Source organism: Acidimicrobiia bacterium (assembly GCA_041394025.1).
Classification (GTDB): Bacteria; Actinomycetota; Acidimicrobiia; order IMCC26256; family JAOSJL01; genus JAOSJL01.
The window spans coordinates 1,567,375-1,583,127 of the sequence record JAWKJA010000002.1 but is presented as its reverse complement, the minus strand read 5'-3'; the positions used below and the strand labels follow the sequence as shown (position 1 = coordinate 1,583,127).

General features: G+C 70.3%; 13 protein-coding genes. 6 read left to right on the top strand and 7 right to left on the bottom strand.

Features of this window, described 5'->3' with window-relative positions:
* The first annotated feature begins 15 nt into the window (after positions 1–15).
* Complete coding sequence (locus R3A49_07325) at positions 16–453, top strand: DUF2249 domain-containing protein (GenBank protein MEZ5170542.1); 438 nt, start codon at positions 16–18, stop codon at positions 451–453.
* Positions 454–455: 2 nt separating this feature from the next.
* Positions 456–1,112 carry a helix-turn-helix domain-containing protein gene (locus tag R3A49_07320; protein ID MEZ5170541.1) on the top strand — a complete coding sequence of 219 codons (657 nt, stop codon included), beginning with the start codon at positions 456–458 and terminating at the stop codon, positions 1,110–1,112.
* Between the two features lie 185 nt (positions 1,113–1,297).
* Here R3A49_07320 and R3A49_07315 read toward each other — a convergent pair whose 3' ends face one another.
* The 3 genes from R3A49_07315 to R3A49_07305 are packed head-to-tail and all read right to left on the bottom strand — an operon-like array spanning position 1,298 to position 5,241.
* On the bottom strand, positions 1,298–2,707 hold the full coding sequence (locus R3A49_07315; GenBank protein MEZ5170540.1) for an FAD-binding oxidoreductase: 1,410 nt from the start codon (positions 2,705–2,707) through the stop codon (positions 1,298–1,300).
* A gap of 33 nt (positions 2,708–2,740) precedes the next feature.
* Positions 2,741–4,111: an FAD-binding oxidoreductase gene (locus tag R3A49_07310; GenBank protein MEZ5170539.1), complete on the bottom strand. Its 1,371-nt coding sequence runs from the start codon at positions 4,109–4,111 to the stop codon at positions 2,741–2,743.
* A gap of 41 nt (positions 4,112–4,152) precedes the next feature.
* Positions 4,153–5,241 (bottom strand): alpha/beta hydrolase, encoded by a 1,089-nt coding sequence (locus R3A49_07305; protein ID MEZ5170538.1) that lies wholly within the window; start codon positions 5,239–5,241, stop codon positions 4,153–4,155.
* 170 nt (positions 5,242–5,411) lie between these two features.
* Here R3A49_07305 and R3A49_07300 point away from each other — a divergent pair, with 170 nt between their 5' ends.
* Complete coding sequence (locus R3A49_07300; protein MEZ5170537.1) at positions 5,412–6,218, top strand: SDR family oxidoreductase; 807 nt, start codon at positions 5,412–5,414, stop codon at positions 6,216–6,218.
* Here R3A49_07300 and R3A49_07295 read toward each other — a convergent pair.
* On the bottom strand, positions 6,208–7,086 hold the full coding sequence (locus tag R3A49_07295) for a TIGR03619 family F420-dependent LLM class oxidoreductase (GenBank protein MEZ5170536.1): 879 nt from the start codon (positions 7,084–7,086) through the stop codon (positions 6,208–6,210). The two genes, R3A49_07300 and R3A49_07295, sit on opposite strands and share 11 nt — an antisense overlap.
* 3 nt (positions 7,087–7,089) lie before the next feature.
* Positions 7,090–7,524, bottom strand: a complete 435-nt coding sequence (locus R3A49_07290) for a nuclear transport factor 2 family protein (GenBank protein MEZ5170535.1) — start codon at positions 7,522–7,524, stop codon at positions 7,090–7,092.
* 191 nt (positions 7,525–7,715) lie between these two features.
* On the opposite strand from R3A49_07290, the gene R3A49_07285 reads away from it, so the two are divergent.
* The 3 genes from R3A49_07285 to R3A49_07275 all read left to right on the top strand — a co-directional run bounded on the left by R3A49_07285 (position 7,716) and on the right by R3A49_07275 (position 12,794).
* On the top strand, positions 7,716–10,334 hold the full coding sequence (locus tag R3A49_07285) for a glycoside hydrolase family 38 C-terminal domain-containing protein (protein ID MEZ5170534.1): 2,619 nt from the start codon (positions 7,716–7,718) through the stop codon (positions 10,332–10,334).
* 92 nt (positions 10,335–10,426) lie between these two features.
* On the top strand, positions 10,427–11,215 hold the full coding sequence (locus tag R3A49_07280; GenBank protein MEZ5170533.1) for an MOSC domain-containing protein: 789 nt from the start codon (positions 10,427–10,429) through the stop codon (positions 11,213–11,215).
* A 100-nt stretch (positions 11,216–11,315) separates the two neighbouring features.
* Positions 11,316–12,794, top strand: a complete 1,479-nt coding sequence (locus R3A49_07275; protein ID MEZ5170532.1) for an MmgE/PrpD family protein — start codon at positions 11,316–11,318, stop codon at positions 12,792–12,794.
* 26 nt (positions 12,795–12,820) lie between these two features.
* On the opposite strand, the gene R3A49_07270 is transcribed toward R3A49_07275, so the two are convergent.
* A complete protein-coding gene (locus R3A49_07270) occupies positions 12,821–13,786 on the bottom strand; it encodes a diacylglycerol kinase family protein (GenBank protein ID MEZ5170531.1) in 966 nt (321 codons plus the stop codon).
* Between the two features lies 1 nt (position 13,787).
* Positions 13,788–15,743 carry a GMC family oxidoreductase N-terminal domain-containing protein gene (locus tag R3A49_07265; protein ID MEZ5170530.1) on the bottom strand — a complete coding sequence of 652 codons (1,956 nt, stop codon included), beginning with the start codon at positions 15,741–15,743 and terminating at the stop codon, positions 13,788–13,790.
* Between the last annotated feature and the right edge of the window lie 10 nt (positions 15,744–15,753).

Sequence of the window (15,753 nt, the reverse complement as noted above, 5' to 3'; positions counted from 1 at the left end):
CGAACGGGAGGAACCATGCAGACGTTGGATGTGCGGCCGATGCCGCCGAAGGTGCGCCACGAGACCATCTTCGAGCGCCTCGACGATCTGACCCTCGGCGAGACCCTACGGCTCGTCAACGACCACGACCCCGCACCGCTGCGCTATCAGCTCGACGCCACCCGCCCCGGACACTTCGTCTGGGAGTACGTCGAGAGCGGGCCCGAGGAGTGGGAGATCGACATCACGAGCCGGGCACGCGTCGTCGACGCGCGACCGACCCTGGCCGAGGGCGGTGAGCCCTTCGCCGAGATCATGGCCGCCGCGGGAGAGATCGGCGACGGCGAGGTTCTCGTCGTCTACGCGCCGTTCGAGCCCGTGCCCCTCGAGGGGGTCCTCGGCGAGCAGGGATTCACCCACGACGCCGAGCAGCTCGACGACACCAACTGGCGTGTGACCTTCCGGCAGGTCTGACGGTGCCGCTCCAGGTTCAGGCTCGTGCCCTCGGCGACCCCACGCGCTACGCCATCTTCCGGTACCTCGCCGACGCCGACAGTCCGGTCGACGTCGCCGAGCTGACCGAGCACCTCGATCTGAACCACAACAGCATCCGTCACCACCTCGCCCACCTGGTCGCGGCCGAGCTCGTCGACGAGGCGACGGCGGAGAGCTCCGGGCGTGGTCGGCCCCGCCTTCTCTACTCGGTGTCACCGACCACCGAGAGCCGGTGGGGGGCGGTCGGCCCCTACGAGCGGCTGGCGGTCCTGCTCACCACCGTGGTGCGCACCGGCGACAGCCCGGTCGATGTGGGCAGGAGAGCCGGCGGTGACATCGCCGGTCCCGTCGACGACGACGCCGAGCCGCTCGATGTCATGGTGCAGGCGATGGCCCGTCAGGGCTTCGATCCCCTCGTGGTGCACACCGGCGACCGATGCGAGGTGGCGCTGCAGGCGTGCCCGTTCGAGGCGGCCGCGCTCGCCGATCCCGACACGGTCTGCTCCCTTCACCTCGGCATGGCCGAGGGCATCGCCGCCGCGACCGACGGCCGTGTCGTCGTCGACCGGCTTGTACCCCGCGACCCCCGCGCGGCCGGCTGCCGCCTCCACCTGGAGGTCGCGACCCGAAGCGGCTGAGCCCGGCGCCGGCCCCGCCACTCCTGACCTCGACCCCACCACCGGTCAGTATTCGGGTGCAGTGTCGTCGTCACCACGTTGCTGGGCGAAGTAGAAGTGCACGTCGGGGTCGCCGACAAGCCGGGCAGAACGATGATTCTGCCCACGGCCGCCCGAAGTGCGCGACCGTTGCAGGGGGAGCGTCGTCAGCGACTCGAACCGTCGACGTTTGCAGAGCGGCCCCGGAGCACCTTCATCATCAGCGGCTCCATCTCACCGCCACCCCTGCCGGCGTCGTTGCGGGCGTCCTGGCGCAGCAGCGCCCTCCTGCTCAGCTCCGCACCGACCCACTGGAGTGGCTCCGGTGGGAACGAGGCGACGGGGTGGTCGACGAAGCACAGCTCGGTGAGCTCGCTGTGGTGGCCGAGCACCTTGTCGCGCAGGATCTTGCCACCGGTGTGGCTGGGCGCCACGCCGTGGCCGTTGTAGCCCACACCGGTGTGGAGACGACCGTCGAGGAGCGTCGTGAAGGTCGGCACGAAGTCGACGGTGACGGCGACGGGCCCACCCCAGTGGTGGGTGAAACGCAGCGTGTCGAGCTGCGGAAAGGTCCGGTGGAACGTGGAGCGCAACCGGGCGAAGGTGCGGGCGCTGCGGTCGTGGCGCGCGGTGATACGACCGCTGTAGTGCACGATGCCGTCGCTGCCGCCCCACAGGATCCGGCCGTCGGCCGTGCGGCGGTAGTAGTGGACGTAGTTGCGCTTGTCCTCCACACCGCAGTGGCTCTCCCAGCCCACCGAGGCCCACTGGTCGTCGGTGAGTGGCTCGGTGAGGGCGATGTAGGTGTAGAGGGGAACGACGGTGCGACCCACCCAGGGCTGGTGTGCCGCCCAGGCGTTGGTCGCCAACACCACCTGGTCGGCGCTGACGCTGCCTGACGGTGTCTCGACCCGGAGGCCCGTGCCCGACTCCACGATGTCGGTGACGGGTGACCGCTCGAAGACACCGGCACCTTTCTCCTCCACGACAGCCGCGAGGCCGTGAGCCAGCTTGGCGGGGTGCAGCACACCGCAGTGGTCCTCGCGCAACGCTCCGAGGTAGGTGGGGGAGTCGACCTCGGCGCGTGCCTCGTCGCGGCTGAGTCGCGTGAAACCGTCGAGGCCCAGCTCCTCGGCGGCACGCAGGTCCAGTTCCACACGCTCGAGCTGCGCCCTGTTCGTTCCGACGACCATGAGCCCACCGTGGCGCCACTCGCAGTCGATGCGCTCCTCGCGGATCGTCGCACCGATCTCTTCGACCGATGTGGCCACGGCCCGGTGCGCGGCACGGGCGGCGTCGTCGCCGTGGTTGCGCCGCAGCAGCGCCAGGCTCATGTCGAGAAGCGTCATCGCGAACCCGCCGTTGCGCCCGCTCGCGCCGAAGCCGATCGTCTCGGCCTCGAGAACGACGATCCGCAGCGAGGGGTCGGCTGCGAGCAGGTGGTAGGCGGTCCACAGCCCGGTGTAGCCGCCACCCACGACGACGACATCGGCGTCGTGGTGGCCGCGGATCGTCGGGCGGGGGTCGCGCCGGGACGTCTCCATCCAGTAGACAGCCGAGCCGAGGAGCTCAGGCACGGGTGGTCCTCCGGTCGGTCGTGGTCGCGGTCGTCACTGGAGAATCTTCAGAGCGAGTCGCCCGAGCGGTTGCTCGGCCCGCTCGGGGTGCTCGTCGACGCCGATGAGCACCCGGTGGGAGGTGTCGAGCATGAGGCGCCGCAGCACCCTCCCCGGCGGAAGGGGGACCGGCTTCTTGGCGACGAAGGGCAGCGCGGTGAGGTCGGTGCCGTCGGTGAGCAGCATGTCGCGGACGATGGTACCGACGAGGCGGCTGGGGCCCACTCCGTGGCCCGCGTACCCGAGGGCGTAGAGGATGCGCTCACCCCGCAGCCAGTTCACCGACGCGATGCAGTCGACGGTCCCACAGACCGGGCCCGCCCAGCCACGGTCCATCGCGACGTCGTCGAGTTGCGGGAACGTCCAGCGGAACGTCTCCTCGAGGCGGTCGAAGAGACGTGGGTTGCGGTCGTGGCGTGGATTCGGGCCCGAGGGCATGAAGGGGGCGTCGCGCCCACCCCACAGGATCCGCCCGTCGGCGGTGGGCCGCGTGAAGTGGACCATGATCCGTTTGTCCTCGATCCCGCAGCGCGACGCCCACCCGACCTTGTCCCACTGCTCCTGCGTGAGGGGCTCGGTGAGCGTGATGTAGGCGTAGATCGTGAAGATGAAGCGGCGCAGCTCCGGGATGGAGTGGGCGTAGGCGTTGGTGGCCACCACGGCGCGGTCGGCGTGCACCGTGCCGAACGGCGTACGGGCCTCGACCCGCAGGCCTCCGATGTCCTCGATCGTGTCGACCGGCGTGAACTCGAGAATCCTCACACCCCGTCGCCGGGCGGCGTCGGCCAGGCCCCGTGTGAGGGCGGCAGGGTCGAGGATGAGCGTCTGATCCTCGAAGTGGCCGACCCGGAACGTCGGGCTCTGCGCGTAGTCCTGCACCTGGTCCGCGTCGAGGGGTGTGAAGGGCAGGCCCATGCGCTGCGCGGCGTCGAGATCCTGGCGGATCCGGATGTCCTGCTCGGGCCCGTTGGACACCGTGAGGTTGCCCGAGCGCCAGATGTCGGCGTCGATCCCCTCGTCGGAGGCGAAGCGCTCGATGTCGTCGATGGCGGTGTGCATCGCCCGGTACGTGGCCTGCGCCTGCGTGTCACCGACCATCTTGGCGAGTTGATGGATGTTCCGCCCGACGAGGGTCATGGCGAAGCCACCGTTGCGGCCACTGGCGCCGAAGCCGACGACCTTCTGTTCGAGAACGGTCACCTCGATTGCGGGGTCCGCCTCCTTGAGGCAGATCGCCGACCACAGCCCGGTGAAACCACCACCGATGATCACGACGTCAGCGGTCTCGTCGCCGTCGAGGCGTTCGCCGGGGGTGTAGTCACGGTGCTCGAGCCAGAAGCTACGGGTCCTCCAGTCGCCCTTCACAACGTGTGTCCCTTCCTCGTCGGTGTCGTCATCGAATCGGTTCAGGAGTGAGCATCCAGCCAGGCGGAGATCCGGGGGAAGATCTCGGCGCGTGACCTGCGGCCGGCCACGAGATCGTCGTGGCCGTAATCGACGGAGAAGCCGCCGTCGGTGCCCGCCTCGACGTAGGTCCTGTCGGACGACCCCAGCCGGTCGAAGGTGGCCCGCACCGCCTCGGCGGGTCGCTGCAGGTCGTGTGCCCCCGCCATGACCAGAACCGGCAGGGTGACCTCGTCGAGGCGCTCGCTCCACACCGTCGCTCCATCGAGGCTGCGCATCGTCCCGTGGTCGACCCAGTCGGTGAACTGGTCGGCCAGCACCTCGGACTCGTCGGGGACCCCGTTGTAGAGGTAGCGCCCGACGGCGACCGGATCCGAGTTGCCCGGTCGGAAGCTCGACTCGAGCTGGCGGGAACGTGTCAGAGCGAGCAGCGGTCCGGCGGCACGCGATCCGGCACGGAAGGGGATCCGGCCGTTGCGGCGCGAACGAGGGGGTGCGCTCACCCCCGGGACACGGGCCGACGACGGCGTGACAGCCGGAGCACCGCAGGTGATCCCCCCGCGCAGCCCGTCGGTGGTCCCCGAGATGGCAGCCGCGTACAGCGCCTGCCCGCTCATCTCGAGCCCGATCCAGAACGCCTGCTCGGAGCCAGACCGCGTGCACGCCTCCGCCACGGCGGTTGGAAGGTCGTGGTGGACGATGTCGTCGAAGCTCCACTGCGCATCGGCGACGGAGCCACCGACCGGCCTGCTGTCTCCCCGGCCGCGGATGTCGACCGTGTAGACGTCGAAACCGGCATCGGCGAGGAATCTCGCCAGACTCGTCTGCGCGGTGAGGTCCCAGATGAGGTGGCTGCCGGCGAAGCCGTGCCCGGCGACCACCGGGAACGGCCGGGCGCGTCCCTTCGCGGCGTACCGGAAGAGCGAGAGCTGCCAGCCGTCGTCGGTCTCCGCGACGATGCGCTCGTCCTCGGCGGTCTCGAACGAGAGGTCGTGGTAGAAGCGGCTGAGCCTCACCGTGGCCAGCGCACCGGCCGCCACCGCGACGGAGCCCAGACCGAGAGCCACTCTGCTCGCGAGGCGGTTCTTCATCGGTAGGCCGTGCCCGGTCGGCGGGACACTTCGGCGCGTGGGGTGGTCCTACTGCGGGAAGTTCTCATGCACGGACCTGTTCGCCGGGCGCTCTCGGCAACATACCTGCGGTATGTTCCGGCGGCAAGCGTCCTGGTCGACGCGCACACGACGGACGGGAGGAACAGAGGATGCCGTTCGAGCTGTCGGACCGGAGCGTCCTCGTCACGGGGGCATCGTCGGGTATCGGCGCGGCCGTGGCCGTGGAAGTCGCCCGTCGCGGTGCGCGCGTGGGCATCGTCGCCCGCCGGGAAACGGAGTTGGCCGCGGTCCTCGAACGCTGCCGGCGTCACACGCCGGGCTCGCAGATGTGGGTGGGCGACCTCGCTGACACCGCGCAGGCCGACGCGATGATCGACGATCTTCCCGAGCGCCTGGGTGGCGTCGACGTTCTGATCAACAACGCCGGGATCCCCAAACGTCGCCACGTGACCCGTCTCACGCCCGGCGAGGTCGACGCGGTCATGCGCATCAACTACCTGACCCCCGTCCGCCTCGCGTTGGCGTTGCTCCCGGCCATGATGGAGCGCGGCGAGGGCCGCATCGTCAACGTGGCCTCGGTGGCGGCCGTCCTGAGCTCGCCGGGTGAGAGCGCCTACAACGCCTCGAAGGCCGCCCTTGCGGTGTGGTCCGAGACGGCCGACGTGGATCTCGACGGCACAGGTGTGCGTGTCCACGTGGTGCATCCCGGTGTTGTCGACACGCCGCTCTTCGACGTGCCCGACAACGACGACCTCGCCAATCCCGTGGATCCGATTCCGGTGGAGGATGCGGCTGCCGCGGTGCTGGAGCCGCTGGAGTCCGACGCCCTGATCACCTACGTCCCCGACTACTTCGCCGACCTGGCGCGCGCCAAGGCGGACGACCCGGAGGGCTTCCTCGAGGGTGTGGCCGAATGGGTGCGCGAGGAGCGAGGGGACCGGACAGCTAGGCCTTGACGTCGGCGATGATCTCGTCGGCGTACCAGCGCAGGGCGTCGAGCTTCTCGTCGAGGGTCTGGGTGTCGGGGCCGGGCTGGTAGGCGTCGCGGAAGCCGACGATCACGTCGGTGACCCCGAGGTCCCCGAGACGGGCGATGCCGTCGGGTGTGTAGGCGTCGAGCGAGATGACGTGGGTCTCGAAGGGCTCGTCGGAGCGTCCGACCTCGTCGCGGAACCGCCGGAGTTTGGGGAGCAGGTCGGCGAGGTCTTCCGGCCCGCCGCCGGCGTGGAGCCAGCCGTCGCCTCGCCGGGCGGCCCGGCGCAGCGCGGCGTCGCTGTGGCCGCCGACGAGGATGGGGGCCGGCCGGTCGGGCACCGGGCAGATCTTGACGGAGGCCACGTCGTAGATCTCGCCGTGGTGCTCGAAGTACCCGCCGGCGCTGAGGCCGCGGATGATGTCGATGGCCTCGTCCATCCGCTGCCCCCGCTTCTCCCAGGGGACGTCGAGGATCTCGTAGTCGTCGGGCCACGGGCTCACCCCGACACCCAGGGCGAAGCGTCCGTCGGCGAGCACCGAGACGCTGGTCGCCTGCTTGGCCACGAGCACCGGATGGCGAACCGGGAGCTTCACCACGAACGTGGTGAAGCGCAGCGTCGTCGTGGCGGCCGCGAGGTAGGGGATGAGCGAGAACGGTTCGAGGAAGGGTTTGTCCTCGAGGAACTCGCGGGTGCCGTCGGGCGAATACGGGTAGGTGGAGTCGGAGACCTCCGGGTAGCAGATGCTGTCGGGCACGACGAAGCCGTCGTAGCCGGCCTCCTCGGCGGCGACGGCCAGAGGGCGCAGGAACGCCGGGTCGACCATGGCGTCGGCGAATGTGAACCGCACCGCTCAGCTACCGGTCTCGTCGGCCTCGGTGCCCGGCGCCACGAACGTCATGTCGTCCATCCCCCACCAGCCCCGCAGGCTGGCCAGGAGGCCGTCCTCGTTCACCCGGTAGGCGAACAGGCCCGTGACGACCGCCTTCGTGCCGTCCGCCAGTGTGGTCGTGAGCGTCATGTGGTGCGCCGACTCGTTGCCGGCCACCCTCGAGGTGTGCACGTCGATGGCGATCCGGTTGGGTCCGATGTTGGTGTCGAAGAACTCGCCCACCTCGCTCCTGCCCCGGGCACCGAGGCCCGTGGGATTGGTCGGAGCCTCGCCGATGGGATCCTCGATCACCACGTCGTCGGCCATCAGTGCCAACCAGGCGTCCTTGTCGCCGGCTTGCACCGCGGCCCACGAGTCGCGTGCGGCGATCATCGCCGGGTGCTCGTCCATGGTCATCGGATTCCCCTTCGATCGGTTCCGTGGATTCTGTACGGCCGCCCGGACGGGCACCAATCCGAAGGGTCCCGTGCCGACGGACGGGGACTCCCGGGCCGACGACGATGACGGCGATACAGAGTGAGGACCCCGGCTGTTTGGTCGGTCTCCACGGCTCCGGGCGTCGGGCACCGCACCCGTAGGCTCTCATCGTGGAGGATGACTCGGTGTCCACGACGCCGTCAGTCGGTGCAGGTCGGGTGGTGCTCGTCTCCCATTTCCACTGGGACCGCGAGTGGTACCGCACGATGCAGGCGTTCCGGGCCCGGTTGGTGGATTCGATCGACCGGGTGCTCGACCTGGTTGCGTCCGATCCCGCCTTTCGTTTCCTTCTCGACGGTCAGACGGTCATTCTCGAGGACTATCTCGTCGTGCGACCGCAGCGCCGTGACGAGCTGGTCGACGCCATCCGAAACGGACGGCTGGTCGTCGGACCATGGTTCGTACAGCCCGATTCGCTGCTCCCGTCGGGTGAGGCCCACGTGCGGAACCTGCTCGAGGGGCGCCGCGCGGCCGACGAGTTCGGTGCGGTGTCCTCGGTCGCCTACGTACCCGACTCGTTCGGTCACCCGGCTCAGTTTCCGCAGCTCTTCGACGGATTCGGCCTGACCGGGTTCGTCCACTGGAGGGGCAACGGCAACGAGTTCGACCGGCTCGGCGCCCGCTGGACGTGGCGCGGCCCCGACGGCAGCACGATCCCCGTCTTCCATCTGACCGACGGCTACTTCGCCGCATCGAGGCCGCCTGCCGACGAGACCGACGCCGTGGCGGGACTGGCGGAGCTCGCCCGCCGGCTGAAAGACGCCGGCGAAGACCCGGTCATCCTGATGAACGGTTTCGATCACACGCGACCCGACGACGGCATCTCCGCGCTGGTGGAGCCGCTGGCGGCCGAACTCGACACGGACGTGTGTCGCGGCACCCTCGACGACGCGGTGCAGGGGGCCACGACACCCGAGGAGCGTCCCGAGTACGCCGGCGAGCTCGTCGGCGCCCGGTCGGCCAATCTCCTGGCCGGTGTCTGGTCGGCGCGCACCGGACTGAAGATCCGGAATCGACGCATCGAGATGCTGCTCCAGAACTGGGTCGAGCCGTGGACGGCGTTCGGGCGCGAGCTGGGCCTGGCCGACGAGAGCCCGGCGGTGAGGACCGCGTGGCGGTCCCTGTTGCTCAACCAGGCACACGACTCGATCTGTGGCTGCTCGATCGACGCGGTCCACGACCGGATGGAAGCCCGCTACGACGACGCCGAGGGTTTGGCCCTCGAAACGGTCGACCGGCTGTTGGCCCGTGTCGCCGGACGCTCCACAGACCGGGAGGTCCCGCCGGTCGACGATCTGGAGGTCGCTGCGTTCAACGGATCCCCACAACCGGCAACCGGTGTCGTGAGGGTGGCGCTCGACGCGCACCCGGCGTTTCCGATGACTCTCGGGGTACCCGACATCCACTCGCTCGTGCACGCCACCACTGACCTCGGCTTCACCGTCGACGGCGTGCCGGTCCGTGTCGTCGCCTCGACCGATCCGGCGCGAGTGCGCTGGCTCCCCGACCAGCAGGCGCTCGACGTCGAGTTCGTCGCCCGCGACGTCCCCGCGTTCGGGTACAGGCGGTACCGGCTCGAACCCGCCGAACCGGCACCCGACCGGATCGACGACGGCAACGAGATCGAGGCCGACGGGCGGACACTCACCGTGGCCGACGACGGCACGATCACCCTCCGCACCGCCGCCGGGGAGTGGAGCGGGCTCTTCGGCATCTCCGACAGGGGGGATCGGGGCGACAGCTACGACGTCGACCCGGTCGGCGACGCCGTCGTGCCCGAGCCCGTGAGGACGGCCGTAGTGCGCCGCCGGCACGGGTCCGGCATCCAGCGGCTCACCGTCACCCGGCACTTCGACCTCCCGATCGGGCTCGACGCCGACCGTGCCGAGCGGGAATCGGCCACGGACGACGTGGAGATCGAGGTCGAGCTGACCCTGGCCGCCGGGGTCGAGGGCGTTCACGCCGCGGTGTCGATTGACAACCGTGTTCGGGACCATCGGCTCCGGCTGACGTTCCCGACGGGCCTCGCCACCACCACCTTCTCTGCCGCGAGCACCTTCGACGTCGTCACCCGCTCGACCGACCCGGTCGATGACAGCACGTGGATCCACCCGGCGCCGACGACCTTCTGCCAACAGGGCCATGTCGCGCTCAACGGGCTCACCGTGGCCGCCCCCGGCCTGCCCGAGGCGGAGGTGACACCCGACGGAACCCTGCTGCTGACCCTCGTTCGTTGCGTGGGGTGGTTGTCGCGCTGGGACCTGCACCGTCGACCGATGCCCGCCGGGCCGGTGATGGAGGCACCCGGCGCACAGTGCATCGGAGCGCAGCGCAGCGAACTCGTGCTGCTCACCGGCGCCGGCAGCGGTGCGGTCGAGCGGGCTGTGACCGGGCTCCGTGGAGTGATCGCCGGTCCGGATCCGGTGCTCGAAGCGGGTCGTCCTCTGCTCGGCCTCACGAGCGCAACAGACGATGACGATCACGACGACGCTGTTGTCCTCAGCGCTCTCAAGCCGACGGATGACGGCGACGGGTTCATCGTCCGCCTGCTCAACCCGACCGGTCAGACCCGAACTGTCGAGCTCACCACCGAGCTCGCGGTCTCGACGATCCAGCGGGTGCGCCTCGACGAGTCGCCCGTCGGTGACCCCGCCGACTTCCCGGGGACCGTTGCGTTGACCGTCGGCGCGCACGAGCTGAGCTCTCACCGGCTACGGGGTCCCGACTGAGTGGTGTCAGGGGTCTCTCCGAACCCGCGAGAACCGTCATGCTGACGGCGACACGAACGAAGCACGGTGAGGAGGGGAGATGAGGAGGGGAGATGACCGTCGTCGGTAGGGTTGCCGAATGTTGGCGGTACCCCGTCAAGTCGATGCAGGGTGTCGACGTCGACCACCTCGACCTCGGCCGCGATGGCATCGAGGGCGACAGGGCGTGGGGACTGATCGATCTCGACTCCCAACGATTGATGTCGGCCAAGCGGTACTCCCGGCTCCTGCACGCACGAGCTGACGACACGTCCATCACACTGCCCGACGGCACCCGGGTGGACCTCCAGGGGCCCGACGCCAACCGGTACCTCTCGCGGTGGCTGGGCCGATCCGTGGCGCTCGCTCAACCCTCACCAGACAGTGAGGTGTCGTATCAGATGACGTTCGACCCTCCCGACGACGAGGCCGACTACTACGACATCCCCGTACGCGAAGGCACGTTCCTCGACCTGAGTGCTGTTCACCTGATCACCACTGCGACGCTCGAGCACGCGCGTGCCCGACGTCCCGACCTCGACTGGAATGTCCGTCGCTTCCGACCGAACCTCGTCATCGAGCTCGACGAGCGGGTCGATGCGGACGACGGGTTCGTCGAGGATGCCTGGTGCGGTCTCGTCGCGGAGATCGGTGATGCACGCCTGCAGGCTGTGCAGTCCACGGTTCGATGCGCCATGCCGCTACGCGCCCAACCCGGGGGGCTCCGCCGTCAACCCGAGCTCTTCGGAGCCCTCAACGAGCTCAATGCTGCACGACCCAACCATCTCGGCATCTACCTCGACGTGACCGGCCCCGGGCGGGTGGTTCGTGGCGACCCGATTTCGATCGGTCCACCCGGTTGACCGGACCATCGAGGCAGCGCCGAGCGCGCGGAGTCGTCGCCGACCTCGCCGACCCGCTCCGCGCGGTACCCCTCGCCGACGCCACATAGGCTTCCCGAAGATGACCCTCACCGAGGAGCTTGCGGCCTGGGCGGCCACGATGACCCTCGACGACGTACCCGGCCGGGTCGTGGCGTTCGCCCGAAGCCAGGTGCTCTCCCAACTCGCCGCAGCTCGCGCCGCTCTCGACCATCCCCTCGGTCGGAAGGTCGTGGCGGCCTTCGGTGAGCCCACGCAGCGCGATCCCCGCCGTGGCGCGACGGTGCTGGCCTCGCTCACCATGGCCCTCGACTACGACGACACCGTCTATGCCGGTCACGTCACCCACTCCACCGTCAACGTGCCCCTTGCCTACGCCGCCTCCTGCGACCTCGACGGGCGTTCGCTGCTGGCGGCGGTGATCGCTGCCGGTGAGTGCGCGGCCAGGGTCACCGCGTCGGCCACGCTCGGACCCCACCGGGGCCAGACCGCCGCGCACGCCCACCTCGTCGGAGCGCCGGCCGCCCGGCTCCACGCAGAACACGCGCCTCCGGAGACATGGGTGAACGCGTGGGGTCTGGCGCTCGCCGCCCCGCCCTGGGCGATTCAGCGCGCCTTTCTCGGCAGCGACGCCAAGGTGTTCACCGCGTCGGTGCCGGTGGGCACGGGCCTCGACGCGTGTGACGCCGCAGCCGCCGGGCTGCGGGGTGCACCCGACATCCTCGAGCACCCGGAGGGCTTCCTCGCCCGCTTCGCCACCGAGCCGCTGCCCGAGGCGGCGGTGGCCGGCCTCGGGGAGTGGTGGCACACCGAGACCGCGTCGTTCAAGGTGTATCCGGGCTGTGCGTACCTCGACCCGGCCATCGACTGCGCTGTTGCTCTGCAGCGTGCCCTTCCCGCGTTGCGCGCCGAGGATGTGCGGGAGGTGGTCGTGCACGCCGGCATCCTCACGCTTGTGGTCGACTCCCGCGCTGCCGCCTACGTGAACGGTGCCGACTCGAGTGTCGCAGCTCTCAACTTCTCGATGGGCTACAGCGTCGCCACCGCCCTGTTGACCGGCGGTCTCACCCACAGGGACTTCTGCGCGCCACAGCTCGACGATCCGCAGCGTTGGGACCTGGCCGCCAAGGTTCGGGTCGACCACGACGACGACATCACACGGCGCTCCCTCCTGGCCACTGCTCCGCTCGGCGAGGCGCTGCGCCAGGCCGGACCCGAACGGGCCCGCGCGTGGCTCGTCTCCCAGGGAGGAGAGGCAGCAGTCGAGCCGGCGACCGAGTTGGCCACCGGCCTGGAACCCCCCGCACGCGACTTCTCGAACGCCGACAAGGCGATCGGCGGCCGCGTGGAGGTGCACCTCACCGACGGTCGGGTGCTGGAGGAGTCCTGTGAGATCCCCATCGGTGCCATCGGTCCCGCCGGGCGACGCGACCACGCTCGGCTCACGCGCGAGAAGTTCCTGGCCTGCGGCGGCTCCGCGTCGGTGGCGGATGCGGTCGCCCGTCTCGAGGACCTGACCGCCGCCGACGTCGCCGGGCTGCTCACCGCCGCGCTGTCCTGATCCCGGTTGCCGGTCCGGTACGGGGCTCAGCCGGCGACGGGTTGCAGCGGCGCCAGCATCGACACCGCCGGGGCCGCCACCTCGATCGTGACGGAGTGCTCGGCTGCGGGCCACAGATCGCCGTCGGACTCGAAGGGCAGCCGGCCGCCGTCGGTGCGCTCGACGACGACGGCGCGCCCCTGCGCGTAGTCGACTCCCGGTCGTCCGATGTGCTCACCCGCCGCCACCGCTCCGGCCAGATCGATGAATGCGTCCGGGTCGACGCCGCCGATCACGCACACGTCCAGCAGACCGTCGTCGAGCACGGAACGGGGCAGCAACGGGAGGGTCCCCGAGCGGTGTCGGGACCCACCCACCGCGACCAGGGACACGGAGCCCTCGGTGAGAACGTTCCCGTCGAGAGTGACCCGGGCGCCGAAGGGTGTGTGGGCCTCGAGTGCGGGTCCGATCGCAGCCGAGTACCGCTCCCTGCCCGACACGTCGGTCAGGTCCTCGCTGACGCGCACGATCTCGGCGACGAGTCCGGCGGTCGCTCCGAGCATCGCCGTGGCCACGGTCCCCGAGGTGCGGCCCGTGACCCTGAGCAGGTCGACCGCCCGGACCCGGACCGCAGCACCGGGGACCGAGTCGCCGAGCGCGTCGCCCAGCACGTCGGGCCACGGACGGTCCTCCCAGAGGGCCCTGTACAGCGAGTTGCCCGTACCGGCCGGCACGATGGCCACCGGTACGTCTCGCCCCGCCGCAGCCTCGGCACAGGTGCGGACAGTGCCGTCACCACCGACGGCGATCACGGCGTACCACGGCCCACCGTCGGCCAGCGCGTCGCGGATCTCCTTCACGGCTCGTCGGCGTTCGGGCGGAGCGAGGGTCACGGGCGTGCAGCCCGACTCCTGGCAGCGACGCTGCACGTCGTCGACGATCTCGGCGGCTCCGCCGCGCGCTGTCGTGTTCACCACGACCAGCACCCGTCGCTGCGCAGCGCTGCTCGTCATGTCAGCTCATGGTGTCGGCCAGACGCGCCGCACCGCGCGCGGCCATCGCCATGATGGTGATCTGGGGGTTCACGTGGGTGGACGACGGCAGCAGGGAACCGTCGAGTACCCACAGCCCGGGCACGTCCCATGTTCGACCCCACGGGTCGACCACCGAGCTCGACGGGTCACCGCCCATCCGGGCCGTGCCCATCGGGTGATAGGCGGAGACGTGCATCTCCGAGCGCTTCCAACGACCACGACGGATGTGTTCGACCTCCCGTGGCGACGAGATGGACTCCAACCCCGGCAGCATCGGGAACACCTCCCTCGCTCCGGCGGCGAAGAACAGCTCGGCGGACCGGGCGATGCCCTCCAGCACACGGAGGGCGTCGCGCGTCGACAGCCCGTATCGCACGAGAGCGTTGCCACCCACAGAGTGCACGCGGCCGTTGCCCTCGTCGCTGCAGATCGAACCCATCGACGCCACCTGCGGGTACAGCCGGAACAGATCCTTGTGGCGTCCCCAACCGGGAAGCGAGCCGGCCGAATAGCCGAGGCCGGGTGGGGGGAACGTGGCCTCCAGCAGCACGCCGTCGTTCAGATGCTCGTCGACGTACCAACTCTGCATCGTGCCGCGCCATGCGGAGAGGTCCTCGTCGAAGCGGGCGCTGGTACCCGCGCCGGGATGGATGACCAGGTTCCGCCCCAGCTGACCCGAGGAGCCGGCCAGCTTCTGGCGCATCAGCAGAGCCGCCGTGTGGACCGCGCCGGCCGCGAGCACGGTGGTGCGGGCCCTTACGCGGAGCTCGCCCCGTCGATCACCGGTCGCGGGATCGCGGACCTCCGCCGTCACGCCGACGGCCCGACCCTCCTCGACCGTGATCTCGCGCACGCGGGCGTGGGCGACGATCGTCGCACCCGACGCGACGGCGCGGGGAAGGTACGTCACGTGCATGCCCTGCTTGGCGTCGATCGGGCAGCCGAACCCGCAGGCGCCATGGCCGTGACAACCCCGGATGTTGCGCCGGATGGGTCCACCGGACCAGCCGAGAGCCTCGGCCCCACGGCGGGCGACGGATCCGTTGGCGCCGAGCACCTCCTCGGGCACGGGGGTGACCCCGAGCACCTCCTCCACCTCGTCGAAGACCGGCGCCATGGCCTCCGGTGAGACACCGGTGACCCCGCTGCGCTCCCAGCGGTGCAGCACGTCTTCGGGTGTTCGGAAGCACGTCCCCGAGTTCACGGTGGTGGTGCCACCGACGGCGCGGCCCATCGGCAGCGAGATCATCGGCGATCCCATGGCGAAGGTGAGGCCGTTGTCGCGGTAGTGGCGCAGCATTCGCTCCACCGGGCGGTCGGGCGCCTCCTCGACGGCCCGGTACGCGCCACCTTCCTCGATCACCGCGACACGGAACCCGGCGCGGGCCAGTGTGTCGGCGGCGACCGCCCCGCCGGCGCCGCTACCCACGATCACCACGTCGACGTCCAGGGACGCCGGAACATCGGGCCAGGTGCTCATCGGGAGCTCGACGGGTTCGGCAGGCTCCTCCATCGGAACGAGGGGGGAGCCGTCGTACCCGATCACCTCGACGACCTCGGGGTGGGAGGCGTAGGCGATCTGCACGATCGTCTGCAACGCGGTGAACGTCTCCCGCCGCGCGCGGTTCGCACAGTGCGCGCTGGCGTCGACCCACCGGCCCTGTTCGGCCGGTGTGAGACGGGTGAAGGGCCGAGGGCGGCGTGACAGCAGCGGCGTGAGGTCGTAGCCCACCAGCATCGCCCGGATCATTCGGCGCGAGGACGGTGAGAACGAGGCGATCCAACGCTCGATCTGCTCGGGTACGCCCAGCTCCGCGGCCCCCTCGGCAATGGCCCCTCCGGGCGGCACCATCGCGTCGCAGACGGCACGCAGCACCCGCCGCTCGAAGCCCGTCAGCCCACGGCCACCCCCGGTCGATCCCGTCGTGTCGCTCACCTCTCCTACT

Excerpts from the sequence above, each read along its gene's own strand:
- R3A49_07325 (MEZ5170542.1), top strand. The coding sequence starts at position 16 with ATGCAGACGTTGGATGTGCGGCCGATGCCGCCGAAGGTGCGCCACGAG.
- R3A49_07305 (MEZ5170538.1), bottom strand. The coding sequence starts at position 5,241 with ATGAAGAACCGCCTCGCGAGCAGAGTGGCTCTCGGTCTGGGCTCCGTC.
- R3A49_07300 (MEZ5170537.1), top strand. The coding sequence starts at position 5,412 with ATGCCGTTCGAGCTGTCGGACCGGAGCGTCCTCGTCACGGGGGCATCG.
- R3A49_07290 (MEZ5170535.1), bottom strand. The coding sequence starts at position 7,524 with ATGACCATGGACGAGCACCCGGCGATGATCGCCGCACGCGACTCGTGG.
- R3A49_07280 (MEZ5170533.1), top strand. The coding sequence starts at position 10,427 with ATGACCGTCGTCGGTAGGGTTGCCGAATGTTGGCGGTACCCCGTCAAG.
- R3A49_07275 (MEZ5170532.1), top strand. The coding sequence starts at position 11,316 with ATGACCCTCACCGAGGAGCTTGCGGCCTGGGCGGCCACGATGACCCTC.
- R3A49_07270 (MEZ5170531.1), bottom strand. The coding sequence starts at position 13,786 with ATGACGAGCAGCGCTGCGCAGCGACGGGTGCTGGTCGTGGTGAACACG.